The sequence below is a fragment of the Komagataeibacter diospyri genome, from assembly GCF_006538165.1.
Classification (GTDB): Bacteria; Pseudomonadota; Alphaproteobacteria; order Acetobacterales; family Acetobacteraceae; genus Komagataeibacter; species Komagataeibacter diospyri.
On sequence record NZ_BDLU01000065.1, the window covers coordinates 1 to 24,185 of the forward strand.

20 protein-coding genes and 1 pseudogene are annotated in these 24,185 nt (G+C 62.9%); 15 read left to right on the plus strand and 6 right to left on the minus strand.

Going from position 1 to position 24,185, the window contains the following annotated elements:
* Positions 1-117 (plus strand): annotated as a pseudogene (locus MSKU9_RS18155) (IS5/IS1182 family transposase); the annotation flags it as partial.
* A gap of 128 nt (positions 118-245) precedes the next feature.
* On the opposite strand, the gene tsaD reads toward MSKU9_RS18155, so the two are convergent.
* On the minus strand, positions 246-1,364 hold the full coding sequence (tsaD, locus tag MSKU9_RS15255) for a tRNA (adenosine(37)-N6)-threonylcarbamoyltransferase complex transferase subunit TsaD (RefSeq protein WP_141262244.1): 1,119 nt from the start codon (positions 1,362-1,364) through the stop codon (positions 246-248).
* Between the two features lie 71 nt (positions 1,365-1,435).
* On the opposite strand from tsaD, the gene hemC reads away from it, so the two are divergent.
* Both hemC and MSKU9_RS15265 read left to right on the plus strand, forming a co-directional pair.
* Entirely contained in the window at positions 1,436-2,518 is a 1,083-nt protein-coding gene (hemC, locus tag MSKU9_RS15260) for a hydroxymethylbilane synthase (protein ID WP_141262245.1), read from the plus strand.
* Between the two features lie 37 nt (positions 2,519-2,555).
* The gene (locus MSKU9_RS15265) at positions 2,556-3,248 is read left to right on the plus strand and encodes a uroporphyrinogen-III synthase (protein ID WP_227002516.1); all 693 of its coding nucleotides are present in this window, start codon (positions 2,556-2,558) and stop codon (positions 3,246-3,248) included.
* 229 nt (positions 3,249-3,477) lie between these two features.
* Here the strand turns inward: MSKU9_RS15265 and secB are convergent, their stop codons facing one another.
* Positions 3,478-3,999, minus strand: a complete 522-nt coding sequence (gene secB / locus MSKU9_RS15270; protein ID WP_141262247.1) for a protein-export chaperone SecB — start codon at positions 3,997-3,999, stop codon at positions 3,478-3,480.
* A gap of 201 nt (positions 4,000-4,200) precedes the next feature.
* On the opposite strand from secB, the gene MSKU9_RS15275 reads away from it, so the two are divergent.
* From MSKU9_RS15275 to MSKU9_RS15295, 5 genes are all read left to right on the plus strand, one after another.
* Entirely contained in the window at positions 4,201-4,887 is a 687-nt protein-coding gene (locus MSKU9_RS15275; RefSeq protein ID WP_141262248.1) for a Tim44/TimA family putative adaptor protein, read from the plus strand.
* A 56-nt stretch (positions 4,888-4,943) separates the two neighbouring features.
* Positions 4,944-6,149: a murein transglycosylase A gene (gene mltA / locus MSKU9_RS15280; RefSeq protein ID WP_141262249.1), complete on the plus strand. Its 1,206-nt coding sequence runs from the start codon at positions 4,944-4,946 to the stop codon at positions 6,147-6,149.
* Positions 6,150-6,206: 57 nt separating this feature from the next.
* The gene (locus tag MSKU9_RS15285) at positions 6,207-7,097 is read left to right on the plus strand and encodes a DNA-methyltransferase (RefSeq protein WP_141262250.1); all 891 of its coding nucleotides are present in this window, start codon (positions 6,207-6,209) and stop codon (positions 7,095-7,097) included.
* Between the two features lie 84 nt (positions 7,098-7,181).
* Positions 7,182-8,594 (plus strand): cytochrome-c peroxidase, encoded by a 1,413-nt coding sequence (locus tag MSKU9_RS15290; protein WP_141262251.1) that lies wholly within the window; start codon positions 7,182-7,184, stop codon positions 8,592-8,594.
* A 146-nt stretch (positions 8,595-8,740) separates the two neighbouring features.
* The gene (locus MSKU9_RS15295; RefSeq protein ID WP_141262252.1) at positions 8,741-9,355 is read left to right on the plus strand and encodes a Smr/MutS family protein; all 615 of its coding nucleotides are present in this window, start codon (positions 8,741-8,743) and stop codon (positions 9,353-9,355) included.
* A gap of 176 nt (positions 9,356-9,531) precedes the next feature.
* Here MSKU9_RS15295 and MSKU9_RS15300 read toward each other — a convergent pair whose 3' ends face one another.
* Together MSKU9_RS15300 and hemF are read right to left on the minus strand one after the other, a co-directional pair.
* Positions 9,532-10,623 (minus strand): hypothetical protein, encoded by a 1,092-nt coding sequence (locus MSKU9_RS15300; protein ID WP_141262253.1) that lies wholly within the window; start codon positions 10,621-10,623, stop codon positions 9,532-9,534.
* Between the two features lie 99 nt (positions 10,624-10,722).
* The gene (gene hemF / locus MSKU9_RS15305; RefSeq protein ID WP_141262254.1) at positions 10,723-11,631 is read right to left on the minus strand and encodes an oxygen-dependent coproporphyrinogen oxidase; all 909 of its coding nucleotides are present in this window, start codon (positions 11,629-11,631) and stop codon (positions 10,723-10,725) included.
* A 175-nt stretch (positions 11,632-11,806) separates the two neighbouring features.
* Between hemF and MSKU9_RS15310 the strand changes: the two genes are divergently transcribed.
* Complete coding sequence (locus tag MSKU9_RS15310; RefSeq protein WP_141262255.1) at positions 11,807-12,628, plus strand: cytochrome c1; 822 nt, start codon at positions 11,807-11,809, stop codon at positions 12,626-12,628.
* Positions 12,618-13,523: an S-methyl-5'-thioadenosine phosphorylase gene (locus tag MSKU9_RS15315; RefSeq protein ID WP_141262256.1), complete on the plus strand. Its 906-nt coding sequence runs from the start codon at positions 12,618-12,620 to the stop codon at positions 13,521-13,523. The genes MSKU9_RS15310 and MSKU9_RS15315 overlap by 11 nt, the downstream gene beginning before the upstream one ends.
* 170 nt (positions 13,524-13,693) lie before the next feature.
* Here MSKU9_RS15315 and MSKU9_RS15320 read toward each other — a convergent pair whose 3' ends face one another.
* A complete protein-coding gene (locus MSKU9_RS15320; RefSeq protein ID WP_141262257.1) occupies positions 13,694-14,356 on the minus strand; it encodes a dienelactone hydrolase family protein in 663 nt (220 codons plus the stop codon).
* Positions 14,357-14,846: 490 nt separating this feature from the next.
* Between MSKU9_RS15320 and groES the strand changes: the two genes are divergently transcribed.
* The 3 genes from groES (at position 14,847) to MSKU9_RS15335 (ending at position 17,347) form a co-directional block, all read left to right on the plus strand.
* A complete protein-coding gene (gene groES / locus MSKU9_RS15325) occupies positions 14,847-15,137 on the plus strand; it encodes a co-chaperone GroES (RefSeq protein WP_141262258.1) in 291 nt (96 codons plus the stop codon).
* Positions 15,138-15,199: 62 nt separating this feature from the next.
* The gene (gene groL / locus MSKU9_RS15330; RefSeq protein WP_141262259.1) at positions 15,200-16,849 is read left to right on the plus strand and encodes a chaperonin GroEL; all 1,650 of its coding nucleotides are present in this window, start codon (positions 15,200-15,202) and stop codon (positions 16,847-16,849) included.
* A 294-nt stretch (positions 16,850-17,143) separates the two neighbouring features.
* Complete coding sequence (locus MSKU9_RS15335) at positions 17,144-17,347, plus strand: cold-shock protein (RefSeq protein ID WP_010507660.1); 204 nt, start codon at positions 17,144-17,146, stop codon at positions 17,345-17,347.
* Between the two features lie 42 nt (positions 17,348-17,389).
* Here the strand turns inward: MSKU9_RS15335 and MSKU9_RS15340 are convergent, their stop codons facing one another.
* Positions 17,390-20,329: an ATP-dependent DNA helicase gene (locus MSKU9_RS15340; RefSeq protein ID WP_141262260.1), complete on the minus strand. Its 2,940-nt coding sequence runs from the start codon at positions 20,327-20,329 to the stop codon at positions 17,390-17,392.
* 132 nt (positions 20,330-20,461) lie between these two features.
* Between MSKU9_RS15340 and MSKU9_RS15345 the strand changes: the two genes are divergently transcribed.
* On the plus strand, positions 20,462-22,069 hold the full coding sequence (locus MSKU9_RS15345; protein WP_141262261.1) for a lysine--tRNA ligase: 1,608 nt from the start codon (positions 20,462-20,464) through the stop codon (positions 22,067-22,069).
* 10 nt (positions 22,070-22,079) lie between these two features.
* On the plus strand, positions 22,080-24,179 hold the full coding sequence (locus MSKU9_RS15350; protein ID WP_141262262.1) for a lysylphosphatidylglycerol synthase domain-containing protein: 2,100 nt from the start codon (positions 22,080-22,082) through the stop codon (positions 24,177-24,179).
* Positions 24,180-24,185: the final 6 nt, after the last annotated feature.

The window sequence follows — 24,185 nt, forward strand, 5'->3', positions numbered from 1 at the left end:
GAGAACTTCTTCTGCAAGCTCAAGGAGTTCAAGCGCATCGCCATGCGCAGCGAAAAAACAGACAGATCATTCGAAGCCATGATCTATCTCGTTGGCGCAATCATCAATTCAAGATAATTCCCAACAGGCCCTGAAAAAAAAGTAGCGCTAAAAAAATTTATTGTTCCTTATCAATAAGGTATTTCAGGCGTTTTGTTGGCTGCAAGGCAACCGCAATGCCCGATCGCTGGGGGAAGCGAATGCGTTCAGGCGGGCATGCTGTCCGCATCCACCGTCATGCGCTGCGTCATCTCCGACAGTGGCCAGCGCGGGCGCGGGCGCATGGCGATATCATTGGGTATGGGCAGGCCAAGGGCCGTGCGTGCGCGCATGGTCTCGATCGCGGCCCATGCCACCATGACCGCGTTATCGGTGCATAACCGTAGCGGCGGGGCTGCGAAGGGCAAATCATGCGCAGTGGCGAATTCCTGCAGGCGTGCGCGCAGGACGCCATTGGCGGCTACCCCGCCCGCCACGACCAGCGTGGTGGGGCGCTGCTCCATCATGTCCAGCGCGTGTCCAAGGCGGTCGATTACGATGTCGCTGACCGCCTGCTGGAAGCTTGCGGCGATATCGGCGGCCTGCTGGCGGGGCAGGGCGGTGCGGACCTCGGCAGGCAGTTTCTGCGCCACGGCGGTCTTGAGGCCGGAGAAGGAGAAATCGCATCCGGCCCGCCCCAGCAGTGGGCGCGGCAGGAGTACGGCGTGCGGATCGCCCTCACGTGCAAGCTGTTCCACCGCCGGGCCGCCGGGCCAGCCCAGGCCCAGCATCTTGGCCACCTTGTCGAATGCCTCCCCCGCCGCGTCATCAATCGTGCCGCCCAGCCTGCGGTAATGGCCAATCCCTTCCACCGCGATGCACTGGCAATGTCCGCCAGACACCAGCAGCAGAAGGTAGGGAAACGGCGCGCCATTGCTGGCGACACCGGGCAGGCGCGCGGTCAGGGCATGGGCCTCGATGTGGTTGACGGCAATGAAGGGCCGGTCCAGTGCGATGGCCATGCCCTTGCCCATGTCGGCCCCCACGATCAGGCCGCCAATCAGCCCCGGTCCGCAGCTTGCGGCAATCGCACCCAGTTCATGTGGCTGCATATCGGCCGCGCGCAGCGTGTCGCGCACCAGTGCTGGCAGCGCGCCAAGGTGGGCGCGGGCGGCGATTTCGGGCACGACCCCGCCGAATGGCACATGGCCGGATTGCGATAATGTCGTTTCTGCCAGGATCTGGCCGCCTGTCGTAACGATCGCGCAGGCCGTGTCATCGCACGAAGATTCAATGGCCATAACGGGCGTTGGCAGATCGGGGCATGTCGGTTCGGTATGGGGCATGGCGTAATTTACAATCCGGATGTGCCGAATGTCATCTTTCCTTTATCGCGGTGCGGTAATAGACACGCGATATGGAGTCCGCAAAGCCATCTGCCCCGTTTCCATCGTCCGCGCTACAGAAAGTCGCGGCCGAGGCCGCTGCACGCCAGCGAAAGGAAGCCACACATCCCGAACCCCACCGCCGGCAGCTGCCGCTGAAGGTCGGGACGCGCGCTTCCCCGCTGGCGCTGGTGCAGACACGGGCGTTCCTGACGCTGCTGACCCGTTTCTGTCCCGTGCTGCGCGACATGGGCGCGTTCCAGGAACACCAGATCAGCACCACCGGCGACCAGGTGCAGAACCGCAAGCTGGCGGAAATTGGCGGCAAGGGCCTGTTCGCCAAGGAAATTCATGAAGCGCTGCTGGATGGCCGGATCGATTTTGCCGTCCACAGCCTGAAGGATCTCGAGACCACGCTCCCGCCGGGGCTGGTTCTGGCCTGCACCCTCAAGCGCGAGGATGCACGCGATGTGCTGATCCTTGGTCCTGGCTGTGGTGAGCCTGATCCTGCCGACCCGTATGCGGTCCTGCCGCATGGTGCGCTGGTGGGCTGTGCCTCCGTCCGGCGTCAGGCGCAGATGCTGCATGTGCGTCCCGACCTGAAATTCGGCCTGCTGCGTGGCAATGTGCAGACGCGACTGGACAAGCTGGCGGCGCGGCAGTGCGATGCAACGCTGCTGGCCTATGCCGGGCTGCGGCGCCTTGGCATGGAAGACCGGGCCGATGTGATCCTTGACCCCACCATCATGGTGCCTGCGGCGGGGCAGGGAATTGTCGGGGTCACTGTGCGTGAAAGCGATGTCGAACTGCGTGAACTGCTGTCCGCGATCGAGGATTATGAAGCCCGCGCCGTCGCCACGGCCGAACGCGCGCTGCTGGCGGAACTGGATGGATCGTGCCGTACGCCGATCGGTGGTTACGCCCGCCTGATCCCGGTCGTGGCCGGTGGCGCGCCGGAACTGCATCTGACCGGCCTTGTTGCGCGCGAAGACGGGTCGTTCCTGCTCAAGCGTTCGATCAGCGGCGCACCGGGCGATGCGGCGCGTCTTGGCCGTGATCTTGGCCGCAGCCTGCGTGCTGACAGTCCTGCCGATATTTTTGTTGAACAGAAGTAACGATTCCATCCCTTCCGCCCGGTGCGCGGGGGTGATCGTGACCCGTCCGCCGCCGGGGCTTGCCCCCACCATGACGGCGGTGGCGGCGCGGGGACTGCATCCGATCGCCGCCCCCATGCTGCATGTCAGCCAGCGCACCCTTTCCACCGGTTCATTCCGTCCCGATGCCATTGTCCTGACCAGTGGACAGGCGGTGGGCAGCCTGACCGACCCGCAACTGCATGACATTCCCTGTTACGTGGTGGGGGACGCCACCGCGCGGCGTGCCCGTGCGGCGGGGTTTGTCCATGTGACTGCTGCATCTGGCACGGCGGATGACCTTCTGGTGCTGTTGCAGGCCGCCGTGCCGCCCGCCGCCCGGTTGCTGCTGGCGGTGGGGCAGGGTTATGGGCAGGAAATGGCAGTGGCGCTGCGCGGGCATGGATACCGTGTGCTGCGGCGCTGCGTTTATGTCGTGCGTGCGGCAACAGGCCTGCCATCCAATGCTGTCGCGGCCCTGCAGGCGGGGCAGGTGAGGGCGGTGATGGTCTATTCCACCCGAACGGCGGAAGCTTTCATCACGGCCCTGACGCCAGCACTGGTGCCCCTGCTGCTGGGGGTGGAGGCCATCGCCATGTCAGACGGGGTGGCTGCCGCTCTTGGTGCGGGTGTGCGCTGGCGTGACATACGTGTGGCCGCCCGTCCTGATCAGGATGCCATGCTGGACTGCCTGTCCCATGATGCCGCCTGAAATCGGGTTGTCCCGGCAATGAAAAAAGGCCGGAAGCATATGCTCCCGGCCCATTCATCAGGGACTGTTTCAGAAATTCGGCAGACTGATAAGGACGTTTTTGGCGAAGCTTTTTTCAAAAGGCTTCGAAGAACGCCGCCTTTTTGAAAAAAGGCGACCCCCAGAAACTTTTATTATTCCCTATCAACAGGTTGTCCTGAAACAGCCTCTGGTATCATGCCTGTATGGATCAGGCGTGGCCCGGCGTCTGGTCGAACGAGTTACGCTTGGCCTGCCACAGCGCCACGAAGTCGATCGGCTGCAGCACCACGGGCGGGAACCCGCCATCGCGCGTGACTTCGCTGAGGATGTTGCGCACATACGGGAAAATCAGGCGCGGCACTTCCACCAGCAGGATCGGCTCGATCAGTTCGGCGGGCGGGCTGTTCAGTGTCGCGATCGCGGCATAGGACAGTTCGGCAATGAAGACCGGGCGACCGGCGGGGCCTCCTTCCTGCTGCGGGGCTTCGCTGGCTTCGGCCTTTACGGTCAGGACAACTTCGAATACCGGCTGTTCCTGCTCAAGGCGGTTGGCCTGCACGTCGATATTGACCGAAATCTGCGGGTTCGTGCGCAGGGTTGCGAAGATTTCCGCACCGGCGGGCACCTCAAACGAAAGGTCCTTGATATACTGCAGGTTGATTGCCAGCGGCAGCGCCGGGGGCGCGCTCTGGCCGTTTTCAGGGGTGGGCGGCTGAGTCGTGTCGGACATGCTTGTCTGTATTCCCCAGGGATATGCGGAAAAAAGAAATGAATACCGTATTCTCTGGCCGTAGCATGGGTCCGCGGGTGATGCCATACCAGCTGTCGGAATTTTAACGGTCCTTGCGCATTGTGCTGGCTCCGGGCGTTGCCTATGTTGTTGCGCAGGGTAATCTGGGCAGGGTGCCCGCCTGCATTATGGACGCGCGGCATGAATTTTTCTTTTGGTCATTTTCCGCTGGATCTGATTGTTCTGGGGCTGGTGGCTGTATTCCTTGTTCTGCGACTGCGCAGCATTCTTGGCCGCCGGGTTGGCGCGGAACCGGCCCCGCGCCCCATGGCGCCGCCGCCCATGGCTGCAAATGTGGTGGAACAGAAGCCCGAGCCGCTGCCACCTGCCATTACCTATGACATTCCCGCCCCCGATACGCGGGTGGGTGGCGTGCTGGCCCGTATCGGCACGCTCCAGCCCGGCTTCACCCCGCAGGATTTTGCAAAGGGGACCGAGGCCGCCTTCCGCCAGATCGTCGGCGCGTATGCGGCGGGGGACCTGAACGTACTGCGCCAGCGGCTGACGGCGGCGACATTCACAGCCTTCGAGGCCGCGATCCAGTCCCGGCAGCAGGCGGGCGAAGTCCTGCGCAGCGAAATCAAAGATATTACCGATATCGCCATCATTGGCGCCGACATTGACGAGACGGCCGGCCCCAGCCCGCTGGCCCGGATCGAGGTGCGGATCGTGTCCGACCAGATCAGCCTGACCGTGGACAGCAATGGCCAGCCCGTGGCCGGTGTGGATGCCGTGACGGAGTTTTCGGACCTGTGGACGTTCGAACGTCTGCTGGGCGTCAACACCGATGGCGCAGGCTGGCGTCTGGGGGCCAGCCGCAGCGCATAGGCCGTCCTGCCATAATTTACCGACAAATCCGTGATCAGTCTGTGCGTATGAAAGTAATGAAGCGTATGGCGCCTTTATGCGCCGTTCTCACCCTGTGCGGATGTCATGTCGGGGAAAGCCCCAATCTGGGCGCCCCCCGACCCCCACACGGCTCCCATCATAAATCCGGTCATGCCCGGCCCGTGTCCTTCAGTGCCCTGCCGGGGTGGAAGGATGATGCACTGGAAGACGCCCTGCCGGTTTTCCTGCAGGACTGTCACAAGGTCGGCAGCCTTCCTGCAGACAGCACGCTGGGCGGGACAGACATAAAATATGCCGGGCGGCAGGTCGGTGACTGGCAGGCTGCCTGCAATGCCGCGCGCGACGTGCGTACCGGCGACCGTGCCGCCGCACGGGCATTTTTTGAACAGTGGTTCGTGCCATACACCCTGCCGGTCGGCAAACGGACGGATGGCACGCTGTTCACCGGGTATTATGAACCTGAAATCCGTGGTTCCCTGCGTCGTGGCGGAATTTACCAGACCCCGGTCTATCGCCGTCCGCCCGATCTGGTGCGCGAACGCGACGCGCAGGGCAAGGTCGTGACGGGCCGCAGCCGGGACGGGCAGATCGTGCCGTACTGGAGCCGCGCGCAGATTGACCAGGGCGCGCTGGCGCATAAAAAGCTTGAACTGTTGTGGCTGGCGGACCCGGTTGACCTGTTCTTCCTGCAGTTGCAGGGCGCGGGCCGCGTGCGCCTGCCCAATGACAGGGTGATCCGCCTTGGCTTTGACGGCCTGAATGGCCAGCCTTATGTGCCACTGGGTCGTGTGATGGTGGCGCAGGGCCTGCTGCGCGCCGATGACGTGAACATGGCGTCCATCCGGGGCTGGCTTGAGGCGAATCCGGACAAGGCCATGAACATGATGGAACAGAACCCCAATTATGTCTTTTTTCGTGAACTGGACCATGATGATGCGCAGGCCGGTGCGCCGGGCGCACTGGGCGTGCCATTGACGCCGGGCCGTTCCATGGCGGTGGACCGGGATTTCATTCCGCTCGGAAGCCCGGTATGGGTGCAGGCGCAGGTTCCGCAGGATGGACATCCCACAACATGGAACCGACTTGATTTCGCACAGGATCTGGGCACCGACATCAAGGGGCCTGACCGCGCCGACCTGTACATGGGCTGGGGACCGGAAGCGGCACAGGCGGCGGGCAACCTGCGTTCGACCGGGCAGATGGTCGTGCTGGTACCCCGTGGTGCCGAACCGGCAAAATAAGATATACAGGTCCAAACACCAGATCCGCATGGGCGGAGTGAAGAGCGTAGTAGATCAATGACAGGGCGACCCCGCGCGGGGCAGGCTTGCGCACCCGAAACCCGCCTGCCGCGGACTGTCCGCTATCCCGAGGGGCCGCACCTGCTGGTGCGTGGCGACTGCATCCGGGCCATGCGCCGCATGGAACCGGACAGCGTGGACGTGGTCGTGACCTCGCCGCCGTATAATATCGGTCTGAAATACCGCACGTACCGCGACCGGCTGGCAGAAGACGGCTATCTGGACTGGATGGTTGATGTCGCGCGTGAGGTGCGTCGCGTCATGCGTCCTGATGGGTCATTCTTTCTTAATGTCGCGGGTTCCTCGGCGCAGCCATGGCTGCCGTTTGAACTGATGGTCCGGCTGCGTGAACTGTTCGTGCTGCAGAACCATATCACCTGGGTCAAGTCGATTTCGGTGGGAACGGAAACGCATGGACATTTCAAGCCGGTCAACAGCCACCGTTACCTTAACCGCAATCACGAACACCTGTTCCATCTGACACGTACGGGCAATGTCGGGCTGAAACGTCTGGATATTGGTGTGCCCTACATGGACAAGTCCAATATCGTGCGCCGGGGCCACCGGCAGGACCGGCGATGCCGGGGCGATACATGGTTCATCCCGTATGAAACCGTGCAGGGCAAGGCACAGAAATTCCATCATCCCGGCACATTTCCCGTGCTGCTGCCGCAGATGTGCATCCGCCTGCATGGCAAGACCGCACCCGTGGTGCTGGACCCGTTCATGGGTACGGGCACCACGCTGGTCGCCGCCGTGCGCGAAGGGGGACGGGGCATCGGAATCGACCTTGATACCATCTATGTCAATGTCGCGCGGCAAAGGGTACGGCAGGCCATGCAGGCGCAGGTGGATGGCGTGGCCGGGACAGGTGATCGAAAACTTTGATGGTTTTCATTTAAACGATTATTTTGACAAATAATCCCTGAATCGGCCAGAAACCCATTCAAGCAAGGGACAGGGGGTCTGTGGATGTCGGTTAAAAAAGCAGTGGCGGCGTTAATGGCTGCGGGTATCGTGGCGTATGGCGGGACGGTCGCCTATCTGACCCATTTCGATCATGCGACCGCACCAGCACCTGCGGGGGCAGGGATGGACGCGACATCGTCTGCGGCGCTGAATGTCATACGTGAAGCCCGTTGCGATTACTGCCACGCGGCCAAAGTTGACCTGCCGTTCTATTTCAGCCTGCCCGTTGCCAATACGCTGATGAGCCATGACCGGGACCAGGGGCTGAGGCATTTCCGTGTTGAACCGGTCATCAATGCCCTGCAGAACGGTGGAGTGCCCGATCAGGAACCGCTGGCCCGCATTGAAGAGGTCATCAACCAGAACCGCATGCCGCCCACGCTGTACCTGCTCATGCACTGGCATGCCCATCTGTCGGCGGCCCAGCGGGAAAGCATGCTGACATGGATTGCGCAGGTGCGCCGCCAGCATTATGCGACACCCGGCGTTGCCGACCGCTTTGCCGCCGAACCGGTGCAGCCCGTGCCCGAATCCGTGCCGGTGGACAGTCACAAGGTTGCGCTGGGCCAGCGCCTGTTCTTTGACCGCAAGCTGTCTGGTGATGGCACGCTGAACTGCGCCAGCTGCCACAGCCTGCAGCATGGTGGCGTGGACGGGCTGGTTACCGCGACCGGCATCCATGGACAGAAGGGGCCGATCAATGTCCCTACCGTTTATGATGCGGTGTTCAACAAATGGCAGTTCTGGAACGGTCGTGCGGGCACGCTGGCGCAGCAGGCGGCCGGCCCGGTCATGAATCCGGTCGAGATGGGATCGCATGACTGGACATCGGTTGCGGCCCGCCTGCGTGAAGATCCGACTTATGCCCCGGATTTCCAGGCCGCTTATGGCAGCGATACGATTGATGAAAACACCATTACCGACGCCATTGGTGAATATGAAAAGACGCTGGTGACGCCCGACAGCCGCTTTGACCAGTATCTCAAGGGGGATGACGCAGCGCTGAACACGCAGGAAAAGCATGGTTATGCGCTGTTCAAGCAGGTTGGCTGTTCAGGCTGCCATACCGGCCCGTCCATGGGCGGACAGGCGTTCGAGCCGCTGGGGCTGGAAGGTAATTATTTCTCGGCCCGTGGCGGCAAGCTGACGGATGCGGACAAGGGACGCTTTGAAGTGACCCACGATCCCGCCGACATGGAACGCTTCAAGGTGCCCAACCTGCGCAACATCGCGCTGACCGGTCCGTATTTCCATGATGGCAGTATCAAGACGCTGGACGGGGCCGTGCGTGACATGGCGCGTTACCAGACGCCGGATCACAACATTTCTGATCAGGACGTGGCGGATATCGTGGCGTTCCTCAACACCCTGACCGGGCGTTATCAGGGCGAGACCCTGCAGAACGCGGCACAGTAAGACGGTTCCTGTCCGTTAGGGAACGCAGACCCTGCCGTATATGCGGCAGGGTTTTTGCGTATGGGGCCATGCCTGAAAACATGGACCTGCCGGGCGGGGTATGATTCTATGGGCACGGATAGCGGCCCGGAGAAAGGAACCATACCGTGAGGCAGCGCAGACTGAACGAGGAGGAACAGGCCCTGTGGGCGGCCTTCGCGCATGGGATCGCGCCATTGCGGACCGCCGCCAGGCAGGCAAAACCCGATACCCTGCCATCCCAGCCCCCGGACATTCCCCCTGCAACTCCGGCAAAACCGGGCATGAGCCGTGCCGCCATCATGCAGCGGCTGACATCGGGCGGAGTGCATGCGGTCCATGGCACCGCCAGCCACAGCCTGACCGTGCAGAAGGGGAAAGGCGGGGCGTTTGAAATTGGCGTGCGCAGGCCGGGGCTGGATGACACCAGCTGGCGTGGTCTGGTCAGCGGCAAGCTGCGCCCGGCCCGGAGGCTGGACCTGCATGGGCAGGTGGCGCAGACGGCGTTTCACCGCCTGCATGGTTTCCTGATCCAGGCACATGCGGACAATGTGCGCTGTGTCGAGATCATAACCGGGCTGGGCAGTGGCCATAATGGCGGCATCCTGCGGCGTGAACTGCCGTTCTGGCTGGGGCGCGGTGATCTGGGACGGTTGATTCTTGCGGTCGTGCACCCGCATGCAGCCAATCAGGGCGCGGTGCGCGTGCTGCTGCGCCGGTCAGCGCGTGGAAACGGTTTCTGAAAGACTGTCTGAAGCAACTTGTCCGGATAAAAATAAAAGTTATGGGTGCCGCCTTTATTAAAAGGCGGGTTTTTCAAAGCTTTTTGAAAAAAGCTTCACCAAGAACTTTCTGATGATTGCCCGGTGTTTCCCGGGCTGGATTCCCAAACAGTTTCTGAAAAAAACGACCTGTGGCGTCAGCCCAGTCGCCATGTCGGCAGGTTGCTGGCCAGCCAGCGGCGTAGCGTCATGATGGCGGACATATCACCCGCCGCCAGCCGCAATGCCTCGGTCGCGTCAGTACCGGTCAGCAGGACGCGGCCGGTATCCTGCGCCATGGTATGCACGGCGCTGTCGCGTATGGCCTGTGCCGTGGCGGCACGCCATCGGGCCAGTGTCGCGGGCTGGGTCAGCATGGGCAGCACAAGGGCAAGATCCACGCCAGCCGCCGCCGCCAGCGGCTTCCATGCGGCATAAAGCAGGTCATGCAGGGCCGAATGCGCGTCCTGCTGCAGGCGGCTTTGCATGCTCATGACCTGCTGATCTAACAAATCGAGAGGTCTGGCCTGTGTGCCGAGGGTAAACAGGGCGGGGAAACCTGCCTGCGCCAGCGCATGGACCAGTGCTGAGGTCTCGGGTGTGCCCAGTGGGTCGGTGATCTGTATGGTATCGACCTGGTTATCGCGCAGGGCATCCGCCGCAGCCTGTGGTGTCGCAAGTCCGGTGACCGGAATGGGGCGCAGCCCGAACAGGCTCATGGCCAGAACGGTCGGCAGTTCAATGCCCGTCAGGGTCGATACGGCAATGCGTACGGGCCGGTCACGTATGAAGCTGCCAAGGCCGCGATGCAGCTGCGCGCGCCCGATCACCACCGGCATTGTCGTGCTAAGCAGCAGTGGCAGCCAGCGGCTGTAGTCAAAATGAACGCGCGGATCACCGCACAGGGAGGCGACAAGCGCCGAACCGGGCGCAGCCAGCGCCATCATGCCATCTGACGCGAACTGGGAATCGAACAGGTTGGCCCCCGTCACCCCGTCCTGCCCCACGGTATCGCGCACCGGCAGTGGGGCGGGCAACCCCAGCCCCTGCGCCAGCGCGCCGGGCAATACCGGCTTCCACCGGTCGGCCATGGCGCTCTGGTTCCCCGCCATCAGCAACCCTGCCCCACCTGCCGTGCCCGCAGGCATGGGCAGGCGCTCACGCGGCAGTTCGGACGCAGTTCCCTGGCGCATGGGTGCTGTCACTACCCCACCCGCCAGCAGGGCCAGAAGGCTGCGCCGACCGATCATGACCGTGCCTGCGCGGGCACGGCCCGGCCCATCCGCATGGGGCGGCAGGTGGTCGGGACGGGGCGGGACGGGGTGCGTAAGGCAGGCATGGGCCTATTCTTATGGCCAGTGGACTTCCGGGGGAAGGCTCATGAGGATGGCTTCGGTGTTTCCGCCGGTTTTCAGGCCGAAAATGGTGCCCCGGTCATGCAGCAGGTTGAACTCGACATACCGCCCGCGGCGGACAAGCTGTGCCTTGCGCTGTTCGGCGGTCCACGGTTCCATCATCCGTCCGCGCACGATGTCGGGATAGGTTTCCAGAAAGCCGAGGCCCACGTCGCGCGTGAAGGCGAAGTCGGCATCAAGGTCGCCGGTATTGAGCCGGTCATAGAAAATGCCGCCGAGCCCGCGCGCTTCATCGCGGTGGGGAAGGTAGAAGTACCTGTCGCACCATTCCTTGAAACGCGGGTAGTATTCCGGGTCATGCTTTTCGCACGCCAGCCGGAATCCGTCATGGAACCGTGCGGCGTCGCTAATGGCTTCGGCGCTTTCGGGGAACATGGGCGTAATGTCGCCGCCACCGCCAAACCACCCCTGTGTGGTGATGATCATGCGGGTGTTGAAATGGGCGGCAGGTACCAGCGGACTGCACATATGGGCGACAAGGCTTATGCCCGTGGCGAAGAAGCGCGGATCTTCCGCCGCACCGGGGATCGAGTCGCGAAAGCCCGGGCTGAATTCCCCGCTGACGGTGGAAACATTCACCCCCACTTTTTCAAACACGCGCCCGCGCATGAGACTGATAACACCGCCGCCGCCGGGCGTGCCGTCATCATTCGTGCGGTTCCATGGCGTGCGCTCGAAGCGGCCCGGCGCATCCTTGCCCGGCAGGGTCGGGCTGCCGTGTGCCGCAGCGTCGTCCTCGATCTTTTCGAACGCATTACATATCCGGTCACGCAGGTTTTCAAACCAGGCCCGGGCCGTGTCCTTCAGTCCGTCGTGGGCCACTGGGGTGCGGGATGTTGTCATGATTGTATCGTTCTGCCCGTTCTGGTCATTCGCAATGGGTATTACGGGTGCCCGTTTGTTCCGTCTATTGCAAGACGGGCGATTGCAAGATCCATTACGTAACCGCTAGGAAGGGGGCACCCTTTTGGCGGGAACGCGAAAAGGAACACGTAATTGCGGCGGGAACGTAGCGGACATGCATGAACGGGGTCATCAGCAGTGCAATGCGCCATCTGGGCGTAATCTGTTGCGGCGTGGCATGCTGCTGGCCGGTCTGGTCATGCCGGTGCTTGTGTCGGGTGGCGGGGCGATGGCGCAGGCACATGACTATCGGGAACCACCCCGGCAGGACTGGAGCTTTCGCGGGCCGCTTGGGCATTTTGACATGGCGTCGGTCCAGCGCGGCTATACCGTATACGCACAGGTCTGTTCCGCCTGCCATGGCATGAAATCGGTCACCTATGGCGACCTTGCGGGAATGGGCCTGAAGGACGCGGACATCAACGCCATAGCGGGCGCACACCGTGTCCCGGCGGGCGTGGATGCCAGCGGGCGCCCGGCCACGCGTCCGGCCAATATGGATGACCATCTGCTGTCGCCCTATCCCGACGCGCATACGGCCGCCGCCGCCAACCATGGCGTGGCACCGCCGGACCAGTCGCGGCTGGCGGTGGTGCATCCGGGTGGGGTGGACCGGATCTACGCCTTCCTGACCGGCTATGGGCAGACCCCGCCGCCCGGCACGGTCGTGCCGCCGGGGCTGTTCTACAACCCCTATGCCGCGAATGGGCAGATCGCCATGCCGCCGCCGCTGTACGATGGCGCGATCACCTATCCCGACGGGACGCCCGCAACCGTGGCGCAGCAGGCGCGTGATGTCACGACCTTCCTGGCATGGGCGGCCAGTCCGCATCTGGTCGAACGCCACCGCGCGGGCGTGGGGGCGGCCGTGTTCCTGCTGATCCTGCTTATTCTTTCCATCTGCCTGAAACGGAGAACGTGGTCCAATGTCCACTAAGCCTGCCACCGAAGAACAGATCGAGCCGGTTATCGGCCTGATCGGCGGTTCCGGCCTGTATGATATCGAAGGCCTTGAAGACAAGGAATGGCGCACGGTCGAAACCCCGTGGGGCAAGCCATCCGACCAGCTTCTGTTCGGCAGGCTTGACGGTGTGCGCTGCGTGTTCCTGCCGCGTCATGGCCGTGGCCATCCGCTGCCGCCTTCACGCCTGAACTATCGCGCCAATATCGACGCGCTGAAGCGTTCGGGTGTGACCGATATCGTGTCGCTTTCGGCTGTCGGTTCGCTGAAGGAAGAACTGCCGCCGGGCCACTTCGTGGTGATCGACCAGTTTATTGACCGGTCGTTCGCACGTGAAAAAAGCTTTTTCGACACGGGCTGCGTGGCTCATGTCGGCATGGCCGACCCGCTGTGTCCGCGCATTGGTGACGTGCTGGAAGGCCAGTGCCGGGAACTGGGGCTGGATGTGACGCGTGGTGGCACATACCTGGTCATGGAAGGTCCGCAGTTTTCCACCCGCGCCGAAAGCAACCTGTACCGCTCATGGGGCTGTTCGGTAGTGGGCATGACCAACATGCCCGAAGCCAAGCTGGCCCGTGAAGCCGAGATCTGTTACGCCACCGTCGCCATGGTGACCGATTACGACTGCTGGCACGACGATCATGACAGCGTGACGGTGGATGCAGTGGTCAAGGTTATGCAGGAAAACGCCAGCCGTGCCCGTGCCCTTGTCCGTTCGGTCATCCCGAAGCTGGGTGCGAAGCGTGGCCCCTGTTACGCGGGCTGTGACCGCGCGCTGGAACACGCCATCATCACGGCCCCGGACAAACGCGACCCAGCCCTGCTGAAAAAGCTGGAAGCTGTGGCGGGACGCGTGCTGAAGCGGGGCTGATCTGAGAAAGTAATAAAAGTTTTTGGATGCCGCCTTTTTGAAAAAGGCGGTGTCTCTTTGAAGCATAAAAAAGAAGCATAAAAAAAAGCTTCACCAACAACTTCTTTTTTTGGGCCTCTGAAAGAACGTCCATGCCTTGCCCGGGCACGGACGTTTTTTATGCAGGGCTGTTACAGCCAGTGTTCAAAAAAGCTCAGTGTGCGCTGCATGGCCAGGGTTGCGGCGGCTTCGTTATAGGACGGGCGGTCGGTGCAGCCGAAACCGTGATCGGCCCCTTCATACGTGAAAATCTCGATATCCTCATGCGCGGCGCGGATGGCGTCGACTTCATCAGCGGGGATATGCGCGTCTTCCGCGCCAAAATGCAGTTGCACGGGGCAGTTGGGTACCTGGTTGCGGGTCTGGGCAATGCCACCGCCATACCAAGCCACAGCCGCCGAGAACGCCTTTGTATGGCATGATGCTTCCCACGCCAGCTTGCCACCCCAGCAGAAGCCGACAATGCCCTTCTTTTCCGCAGGCAGGGTCCCGGCGGCAGCCACAAGGTCCTTCAGCGTATCGGGCTGTGCAATCCTGCTGCGCAGTTGCAGGCCTTCCTGCATGCCGGTGCTGTCATAGGGCAGGATGGCGTCGCGCTTCACGCGGTCAAACAGGGCAGGGGCAATTGCCTGATACCCCTGTGCGGCAAAGGCATCGCAAACGGCGCGGATATAGGGCGTGATCCCGAATATTTCCTGTACCACCACAACGCAGCGCGCGGCATCAGGCCGACCGGCCCGGTAGGCGGAAAAGGTGTGCCCGTCCGCCGCTGTAACGGTGATGACTGCGCCCATGGTTTTGCTCCATTCGTTCCTTCGTTGCCCGCCACACAATGATGCCGTGCCATCCCGCGTCAATATGAAACCCGCGTGAGGAGGCGGTTTACAAGAATTTTTTCCTGCCCCGGCAGCCTGTCACGGGAACAGGGGCCGCGTGCCGCGTGGGGGCATTGTGGTGGTCTCTGACCGGCTGTCGGGAATCGGCGCCATCATCCATCATGCACTGGGGTGAAGGCTGGGCTTCCGCTTTTGACGGGGTGGGATCTGTTTGAGTAACTGTTTGATATTAAAATATAAAAATACAACATCCCGCTTTGTTGTCTTTGAGGGACGAATTATGCGTGCCCAGCCCCGCCGCTGTTCTTGACACCTGTATGGGGGCTTCCTATCTGGATGTTAGCACTCTCATGAGGGGAGTGCTAACGCGATGCGGCCTGGCGCGCGCGCCAACCGGTGGCGTTGCTTGATTCAAGGGCGTTACCTTTTAAGAGATTTGGAGCGATCCATGACGAAATTTCGTCCCCTGCATGACCGTGTGGTCGTCCGTCGCCTCAAGAGCGAGGAAAAAACAGCAGGTGGTATCATCATCCCTGAGACCGCCAAGGAAAAGCCGATGGAAGGCGAGGTGATCTCGGTGGGCGCAGGTGCCCGTAACGAGCAGGGTCAGGTTGTGCCCCTCGACGTGAAGGCGGGTGACCGCGTCCTGTTCGGCAAGTGGTCGGGCACGGAAGTGACGATCGACGGTGAAGAACTGCTGATCATGAAGGAAAGCGACATCATGGGCGTGGTCGCCTGACCCCCCCGGTGTTTTCCTGACCGAGTAACCTTTTAGAACTTTCCATATCGGAGAAGAAGAAAATGGCAGCCAAGGACGTAAAGTTCGGCGGTGAAGCCCGCCAGCGCATGCTGCGTGGCGTGGATATTCTTGCAGACGCGGTAAAGGTGACGCTGGGCCCGAAGGGTCGTAACGTTGTCCTGGACAAGAGCTTCGGCGCACCGCGCATCACGAAGGACGGTGTCTCCGTCGCCAAGGAAATCGAACTGGCTGACAAGTTCGAGAACATGGGCGCGCAGATGGTCCGTGAGGTCGCATCCAAGACTAACGACATCGCAGGCGACGGCACCACCACGGCGACCGTGCTGGCGCAGGCCATCGTGCGTGAAGGTGCCAAGGCTGTTGCCGCCGGCATGAACCCGATGGACCTCAAGCGCGGCATCGACAAGGCGGTTGGCGTTGTCGTTGAAGAGCTGAAGAAGAACGCGAAGAAGATCACGACCCCGGCCGAGACGGCACAGGTCGGCACGATTTCCGCCAATGGCGAAAAGGAAATCGGCGAGATGATCTCGCAGGCCATGCAGAAGGTCGGCTCCGAAGGCGTCATCACGGTGGAAGAAGCCAAGGGCCTGCACACCGAGCTGGACGTGGTCGAGGGCATGCAGTTCGATCGTGGCTACATCTCCCCGTATTTCGTGACGAATGCGGAAAAGATGACCGTCGATCTGGACAGCCCCTACATCCTGATCCACGAAAAGAAGCTGTCCTCGCTGCAGCCGATCCTGCCGCTGCTTGAAGCCGTGGTGCAGTCCGGTCGTCCGCTGCTGATCATTGCGGAAGACGTTGATGGCGAAGCGCTGGCGACCCTGGTCGTCAACAAGCTGCGTGGTGGCCTGAAGATCGCGGCCGTCAAGGCACCGGGCTTCGGTGACCGTCGCAAGGCCATGCTGGAAGACATCGCGATCCTGACCGGTGGCCAGGTCATCAGCGAAGACCTCGGCATCAAGCTGGAAAGCGTGACCCTGGACATGCTGGGCACCGCGAAGAAGGTGCACATCGACAAGGAAAACACCACCATTGTCGAAGGCGCTGGCAACACGGACGGCATCAAGGGCCGTTGCAGCCAGATCCGCGCGCAGATCGAGGAAACCACTTCCGACTACGACCGTGAAAAGCTGCAGGAACGCCTGGCGAAGCTGGCAGGCGGCGTGGCCGTGATCCGCGTCGGTGGCTCCACCGAGATCGAGGTGAAGGAACGCAAGGACCGCGTTGACGATGCCCTGCACGCGACCCGTGCGGCGGTTGAGGAAGGCATTGTCCCCGGTGGTGGCACGGCGCTTGCCCGCGCATCGACCAAGCTGGGTGGCCTGCACTTCCATAACGACGACCAGCGCGTCGGTGCGGACATCATCCGCAAGGCCCTGCAGGCTCCGCTGCGCCAGATCGCCCACAATGCGGGTGAAGACGGTGCGGTCATCGCCGGCAAGGTTCTGGAAAACGACACCTACACCTATGGTTTCGATGCCCAGATCGGCGATTACAAGGACCTGGTGGAAGCCGGCATCATCGACCCGATGAAGGTTGTCCGCACGGCGCTGCAGGATGCGGCATCGGTTGCCGGTCTGCTGATCACCACCGAAGCGATGGTGGCCGAGCGTCCGGAAAAGAAGGCCCCCGCAATGCCGGAAGGTGGCATGGGTGGTATGGGCGGCATGGGCGGCATGGATTTCTGATCCAGCCGTACATGCCATGGTCCCCGGGCAGGCCGGGGATCATGCGCCACGAAAAAGGGGGAAGGGCCAGTGGCCTTTCCCCCTTTTTTTGTACACATGGCAGGCATTTGCGCACCGGACATGTCAGGATGATTTGACACGGGCGGTCATTTCATGCTGCCCCTAGGGAGCACGAACGACGTGAAAGTGGCAGGGTGTTTTCCGGATGCCCCGTTTTTTTCATGGCCGTAAAGGCACGCGCCCGGATTGCCGGTATTAGGACCGGCAAGGATGGCGCTGGAGAAGAGACTGGCTATGGCTACCGGAAAAGTAAAATGGTTCAACGCAACCAAGGGTTTTGGCTTCATCATGCCTGATGATGGCGGCAAGGACGTGTTTGTACACATCACCGCAGTGCAGGCGGCCGGCCTGCGTGGCCTGAACGAGGATCAGGCTGTCAGCTATGACATCGCCATGGAACGTGGCAAGGCCGCCGCGACCAACCTCAAGGCGCTCTGACACGCGGCCCTGTAGCGGGGCGGCCCACAGAGGGAGCGATGATCAGGAAAGCTGGTCCACGGATGTATCCTGCTCCTGCAGGAAAGCCGTGATCTCCCGCGCCGCGGCACTCAGGCCAAGGCGGCGGACCGTCACCCCTTCGGGGAAGGCGGACAGAAGGCGTGACGGGGTGCGCCGGTCCAGCAGGACAAATACACCCCTGTCCTGCCGGCTGCGGATCAGGCGCCCGAACGCCTGACGCAGGCGCAGGCGGGCTATCCTGTCATCATAGCGCCCCGGTGCGCCACCGGACAGGTGAATGCGCCGTTCACGGTGCAGGATGTCGGGACGCGGCCATGGCACGCGTTCGAACGCCACCAGACGCAGCGCATTGCCCGGCACGTCCACCCCATCACGCATCGCATCCGTACCCAGCAGGCAGGCATTGCGTTCACTGCGCAGTATGTCCACCAGTGTGGCGTTGTCCATCGGGTCCACATGCTGGGCAAACAGCGGCAGGCCCGCGGCTTCCAGCGGGGTTACGATGCGGCGATAGACTTCGCGCAGGCGCGATATGGCGGTAAACAGCCCCAGCGCGCCCCCGTTCGACGCCATGAACAGCGTGCGGTAGGCCCCGGCCAGCGCGGCCGGGTCATCATGCGCCACATCGGTGATGATGAAGGCGCGACTCTGTTTCGCGTAATCAAACGGACTGGGAAATGACGACCGGATTGCAGGGGACGGCAGGTGGATCGCGCCCGAGCGTGCTTCGGCTGCGTCCCAGGCACGCTCGGCGCTGTCATTTTCCGTGTCCTCGCCCGTCTCGTCACGCAATGTGGCCGATGTCACCAGCACGCCGTGCGCAGGGGCTGCCAGCACGCTGGCAAACGGAATGGTCGGGTCCAGCCAGTGGCGGTACAGCCCCACGTCCCGCTCGCCGGGGTTCTGGCCCTCGCGCCGGTCCATGCGGATATAGTCGATATATTGTGGGGTTTCGCCTGCGGGCGGCTGCTCTCCTGCCTGCATGGTACCCAGCATGGCGCACCAGCCATCCACGCGTGACAGCGCCCGCCTGCGGATTGACCGGATGGCGGCGGCAATCCGTTCGCGCATGGGGGTGTCCAGCCAGTCGGCTTCGGTTTCCAGCGCTTCATCCAGCCGGGCGATCAGGGTGCGCAGTGGTTCGGCCAGCCGCCGCAGTGCACGTTCCAGCCCCTGTGCTGCCGCATGCAGGGATTCGGGCATGGGGTGCAGGTCACATTCACTGTCGCTGCGACGCTGGCCGCCCTCGGGGCTGCCATGGGTGCGCGCCAGCACCTGCTGGCGCAGTTCATGCAGCAGGGCTTCCGACGGGTTGGACAGGGTGGGTTCGCCGTTTTCCTCCGGCGCGTCCGTCGGGGCTGATGCTTTGTTGCCGGGATCCAGTGCTGCCAGACGGGCGGACCATCCCGGCGCGGGCAGGGCGCGGGCGGCCATCAGCGCCGTGTCCAGCGGTGTCTCGATACGGGGAATATGCACCAGCAGGTCTTCCAGCCTGCGCCGCAGGCCGCGCGCGCGCGATCGTGCGCCCTCTGCCCCCAGCAGCCAGCGCCGCAGTTCAGCGGCCTCCAGCCCGGACAGTTCCAGGGCGAAGGCGCTGTCGGCGGCATCGGCGATATGATGCCCCTCGTCCATGATGTAGCGCGTGGGGGTGTTGTCCTCGTTATTGGTGTCCGCGCCGTCCATGGCGTGCCATGCCGCCTGTGACATGACCAGCGCGTGGTTGGCGATCACAAGGTCCGCCGTGCGGGCACGGCGGATGGAGTGTTCGACCATGCATTGCTGGTAATGCGGGCACGCACCATGGATGCATTCGCCGCGCCGGTCCGCGATGCCGGTCAGCAGGCCGCGCCCGAACAGGTCGGTAAACCACCCCGGCAGGTCGCCGCCAAACAGGTCGCCATCACGCGTATGCGCTGCCCACAGGGCCACAAGCGCCAGCCCGATGATGGTGTGGTTCGCCGCCTGCCCACGCGACAGCGCGATATTCACGCTTTCTTCCATGTTCAGCAGGCACAGGTAGTTTTCCCGCCCTTTGCGGACCACGACATGGCTGCGCCGGATGTCGGGATCGGGATAGACACGGGCCAGTTCCGATTCGATCTGTCGCTGCAGGTGACGGGTGTACGTGCTGATCCATACGGCCCCGCCATTGCGCTGCGCCCAGATGCTGGCGGGGGCGACGTAGCCAAGGGTCTTGCCGGTGCCGGTGCCCGCTTCCGCCAGCACCATGTGCGGGTCGCCCTGTGTCGTGCGCGGGGCGAAGGCATGGGCTGCAACGTGGCTGAAGGCTTCCTGCGCAGGACGGTGTTCGGCCCCTTCGCCAAGGATCGTGCGCAGGTGCGCGCGCGCTTCCTCCCCCGTGACCGGGTGTGTGGCGGGTGCGGGACGGGGCGCGGTTTCTTCCCATTTGGGCAGGCGTGTCCAGACCTTCAGCGCCTCATTGGGCTGGATCATGCCCGCAGGCAGCCCGCCGGCGGGGGGCAGCCCCAGTGCGGCGCAGACCGATGGTCCCCATGCCCATCCGGCCTTGCGCATGCCCCAGGCCAGCGTGGCCTTTATGCTGCCTTCGGGCGTATTGCGGCTGGCCGCGATCCGGCGCAGCAGTTCAAACGCCAGATCGGGCAGCAGGTCGGCTTCCGGTGCGTCCAGCCTGTTTTCGGCAATGCCAAGTGCCGCCCCCAGCCCGCGCGCGGTCGGTGGCGCGCCATGGGCGGGAAGGGCGAAGGCGAACAGTTCCAGCAGGTCCAGCCATGGGCTGGGGCGTGGCGGCGGTGGCAGGTCCAGCCTGCGTGCGGTCGCGGGCGCATGGATGACCATGGGGATGGGCCACTGGGGCAGTTCGCGCCGTATGTCATCGGCTGACATGGACAGGATTTCCCCGTCCGGGGTCAGCACCGACCATGCGCCGTGCCGGGGAATGAGCGCCGGCGCACTGTCCGGCAGGGGCGGGGTGTCTGGCATGTCGGTCAATGATATAGGGCACGGGCGGGCAGATGTCGCCCGTCGTGTGTCATGTCATTATTATTGCTGTGCCCCCGGGCGCGAAATAGGATAGATTGACCCGCGCCCTTCCTGTCCATAGCTTGCCGGTCCATGTCAGAACAGCATCGTCCCCTTATCTCGCCCCTTCCCAAGTCCTGGCCGTTTGAGGAGGCCGCCAAACTGTCCACGCATGTTGGCGCGCGTGAGGTCACGGCTGACCGACCCGCCCTGCTGGAAACCGGCTATGGCCCGTCGGGACTGCCCCATATCGGCACGTTTGGCGAAGTCGCGCGTACATCATGGGTGCGTCAGGCATTTACGAAGCTGACCGGCCTGCCCACGCGCCTGCTGGCGTTTTCCGATGACATGGATGCCCTGCGCAAGGTGCCGGACAACGTGCCAAACCAGGACATGCTGCGCCAGTATATCGGCAAGCCGCTGTCGCGCGTGCCCGACCCGTTTGGCACCCATGAATCCTTTGCTGCCCACAATAATGCCCGCCTGCGGTCCTTTCTCGACGGGTTCGGGTTTGAATATGAATTCGCATCCTCCACGCAATATTACGAAGGCGGCCGCTTTGATGCCGCACTGAAGCGCGTGCTGGAAGTGCATGATGAAATCGTGGCCGTGATCGCCCCGACACTGGGTGAGGAACGCCGCGCCACCTATTCCCCCGTCCTGCCCGTCCACCCGCGCACTGGTCAGGTCATGCAGGTGAAGATGGATGCGATCGACCCCGTGGCGGGCACGGTGCGCTGGACGGATGAGGACGGCGAGACGTTCGAGACTCCGGTCACCGGCGGTCATGCCAAGATGCAGTGGAAGGCCGACTGGGCCATGCGCTGGTACGCGCTGGGCGTTGATTACGAAATGTCGGGCAAGGACCTGATTGACAGCGTGCGGCTGTCGGGCAGGATCTGCCGTATCCTTGGCGGTCATCCGCCCGCGGGTTTGACGTACGAGCTGTTCCTTGACCAGAACGGCCAGAAGATTTCCAAGTCCAAGGGCAACGGGATTTCGGTTGAGGAATGGCTGCGCTACGCCCCGGCGGAAAGCCTTGGCCAGTACATGTTCAACGCCCCGCAGCGCGCCAAGCGCCTGTTCTTTGACGTGATCCCCAAGGCCACGGATGAATACCTGGCCCATGTAGCCAAGGCGAAAACGCTGGCGGCGGAAGATCCCGCCCTGCTGACCAACCCGGCATGGTTCATCCACAAGGGGGAAATCCCGGCGGACGCGGGCAGCCCGGTCACGTTTGGCATGCTGCTCAACCTCGCCTCCGTCGCCAATGCCGAGACGCCGGATGTGCTGTGGAAGTTCATCCAGCGTTATGATGCGAAGGCCACCCCCACCAGCTGCCCCATGCTGGCGCGGCTGGTGGATCATGCCATCGTCTATTATGCCGATTTCGTCCGCCCGACGAAGCATTACCGTGCGCCTGATGCGCATGAACGCAAGGCGCTGGCCGACCTGGCTGAAGCCCTGCGCGGGCTGGAAGGGGGCGAGGTATCCCCCGATGCCTGCCAGAACCTTGTGTTTGAAATCGGCAAGACCCATGGCTTCGAGCCGCTGCGGGCGTGGTTCGGCTGTTTGTATGAAGTGCTGCTGGGACAGAAGGAAGGCCCGCGTTTCGGGATTTTCGTGGCGTTGTACGGGATTGCGGAAACCGTGGCCCTGATCGAAGCGGCATTGACCCGTAACGAAGGGGCCGTGGCCTAAGGGCCAGCCCATGTCCGACCATCCGTTGCACGACGCGCCCCACGAGCCCGATGGGGAAAGAAATGCGACCGGGGGAAGCGTGCCGCCACCGTCAAGGCATCCATTGCTGCGGCACCTGCCGCACGTGCTGGGCCTGCTGCTGCTGGTCGGTGCCGTGGTCGTGGTGCAGCGCGAGGTGCGCCATCTGCACTGGCGCGACATAAGCCATGCACTGGCTGCCATCCCGGTCGGAACATTATGGGCCGGGGCGGGCTTTACGCTGCTGTCCTATCTTGTCCTGTCCTTCTATGACTGGCTTGCGGTGCGTCAGGTGGGGTGCCCGCTTGGGTTCAGGCGCACGGCGTTTGCCGCATTCTGTTCGTACGTGCTGTCGCATAACCTTGGGTTTTCCGCCATTTCCGGGGCGGCGGTCCGCTTCAGGCTATATGGCAACTGGGGCCTGAAGCCATTTCAGGTTGCACAGATCATCGCCTTCTGTTCGGCCACCTACCTGCTGGGGGCGGCGGTGCTGATCGGCAGCGTGCTGGTACTGGAACCCGGAACGGTGCCCTTCGTGGGCCACATGTTGCCCGGAATCCTCATGCGGCTGGTGGGGATCGTGCTGTGGGGCGGGGTCATCGCCTATGTCGTCATGGGCCGTTATGTGAACGAGATCCGGCTATGGCGGTGGCAGATCACCTTTCCGTCCTCTGGCATGGCGGTCATGCAGACGCTGGTTGCGACACTGGAAGTGGCGGCGACGGCGGCTATCGCCTACACGTTCCTGCCTTCAGCACCGGGTCTGGATTACGGCACGTTCCTTGCCATCTATATCGCGTCCTACACCGCGGGTCTTGTGGCCAGCGTGCCCGGCGGCCTGGGTGTCTTTGATGGCGCGATGATGTTCGCGCTGGGACCGTATGTGCCCGCGACCCGGATCGTGACCGCCATCCTGATCTTCCGGCTGTTCTATTACATCGTGCCGCTGTTCGTGGCAGGGATCATGTTTGCCGCCCACGAACTGTTCCTGCGCGGGGATGCGGCCCTGTCGCGCAAGGTGGGGGCGCGCAGCCCGGTGCGGGGACCGCGCATGGGGCGTCCCAGTCAGGTCATACGCGAAAGCGAGGCCGATTTTTCCGTGGCCGTGGCCACTGGCGCGGTCTCGCTATGTGGCGGCCTGCTGCTGGCGCTGACCCTGCTGGACCCGGAAAACTGGCTGAATACGGGTCGCATGCAGCCCCTGTTCGCGACGGTGGGGGATTATCTGCTGTCACTGATCGGGGTCGTGCTGATCGGTCTTGGCATCGGCCTGTCGCAGCGTGTGACGCTGGCGTGGAAGGCGACAATGATACTGCTGGCGGGGGCGTGCGGGCTGACCCTGCTGCGGGGATCGCCCATGGCGGTGCCGGGGCTGCTCATGCTGGTCTGCATGCTGCTTGCGCCATTCCGCGGGTCGTATTACCGCCATGCCCGGATCATGAGCGAACCGCTTTCTTCCCACACCATTGTATCTCTTGTGCTGCTGATCAGTTCCATCGTCGTTCTGATCATGGCGGGGCCGCATGATTCCGCGGGCGGTAGCTGGTGGGAAATCATGCTGTTCGCCACGCGTCCGGGTATTGCCCAGTGGACGCTGGGGCTTGCGGTCATGCTGGCGCTGGTCACGATCGTGCGGCTGGTACGGCCAGGCCGCATTCAGGTGATGCCGTGGAATGCGCAGACGCAGGCGCTGTACCACAGCTTTGACCATTCGCTGGATGGGCTGGGGCAGATGACACCGGTGCCGGTAGGGCTGATACCGGGTGCGCGTCGGCGTGCACTTTTGCCCTTTGTAAGGATGGGGTCCTATCTGGTCGGGCTGGGTGATCCGGCGGGGAAGGCGGATGACTGTACATCCGCCATATGGTGGTTGCGTGACCTTGCATTGCAGGAAGGATGCCAGCCGGTTTTCTGGCATGTCGGAATTAGCCTGCTGCCTGTCTATAACGAGCTGGGCCTGACACCGTGGCCCCTGACGGAAGAGGGGCATCCGACCCATCCCGGTTATCTGTGTGCCGCGGCGGATGACCTGACCATGGTCCGTACCCTGATACGACCTTCATTTCATGTCCCATCACAGGCGGAGGAATAAGCCCGT

Coding starts and splice junctions, on each gene's coding strand:
- tsaD (WP_141262244.1), bottom strand. CDS start 1,364: ATGCCCCATACCGAACCGACATGCCCCGATCTGCCAACGCCCGTTATG.
- hemC (WP_141262245.1), top strand. CDS start 1,436: ATGGAGTCCGCAAAGCCATCTGCCCCGTTTCCATCGTCCGCGCTACAG.
- secB (WP_141262247.1), bottom strand. CDS start 3,999: ATGTCCGACACGACTCAGCCGCCCACCCCTGAAAACGGCCAGAGCGCG.
- MSKU9_RS15275 (WP_141262248.1), top strand. CDS start 4,201: ATGAATTTTTCTTTTGGTCATTTTCCGCTGGATCTGATTGTTCTGGGG.
- mltA (WP_141262249.1), top strand. CDS start 4,944: ATGAAGCGTATGGCGCCTTTATGCGCCGTTCTCACCCTGTGCGGATGT.
- MSKU9_RS15285 (WP_141262250.1), top strand. CDS start 6,207: ATGACAGGGCGACCCCGCGCGGGGCAGGCTTGCGCACCCGAAACCCGC.
- MSKU9_RS15290 (WP_141262251.1), top strand. CDS start 7,182: ATGTCGGTTAAAAAAGCAGTGGCGGCGTTAATGGCTGCGGGTATCGTG.
- MSKU9_RS15300 (WP_141262253.1), bottom strand. CDS start 10,623: ATGATCGGTCGGCGCAGCCTTCTGGCCCTGCTGGCGGGTGGGGTAGTG.
- hemF (WP_141262254.1), bottom strand. CDS start 11,631: ATGACAACATCCCGCACCCCAGTGGCCCACGACGGACTGAAGGACACG.
- MSKU9_RS15310 (WP_141262255.1), top strand. CDS start 11,807: ATGCATGAACGGGGTCATCAGCAGTGCAATGCGCCATCTGGGCGTAAT.
- MSKU9_RS15315 (WP_141262256.1), top strand. CDS start 12,618: ATGTCCACTAAGCCTGCCACCGAAGAACAGATCGAGCCGGTTATCGGC.
- MSKU9_RS15320 (WP_141262257.1), bottom strand. CDS start 14,356: ATGGGCGCAGTCATCACCGTTACAGCGGCGGACGGGCACACCTTTTCC.
- groES (WP_141262258.1), top strand. CDS start 14,847: ATGACGAAATTTCGTCCCCTGCATGACCGTGTGGTCGTCCGTCGCCTC.
- groL (WP_141262259.1), top strand. CDS start 15,200: ATGGCAGCCAAGGACGTAAAGTTCGGCGGTGAAGCCCGCCAGCGCATG.
- MSKU9_RS15335 (WP_010507660.1), top strand. CDS start 17,144: ATGGCTACCGGAAAAGTAAAATGGTTCAACGCAACCAAGGGTTTTGGC.
- MSKU9_RS15340 (WP_141262260.1), bottom strand. CDS start 20,329: ATGCCAGACACCCCGCCCCTGCCGGACAGTGCGCCGGCGCTCATTCCC.
- MSKU9_RS15345 (WP_141262261.1), top strand. CDS start 20,462: ATGTCAGAACAGCATCGTCCCCTTATCTCGCCCCTTCCCAAGTCCTGG.
- MSKU9_RS15350 (WP_141262262.1), top strand. CDS start 22,080: ATGTCCGACCATCCGTTGCACGACGCGCCCCACGAGCCCGATGGGGAA.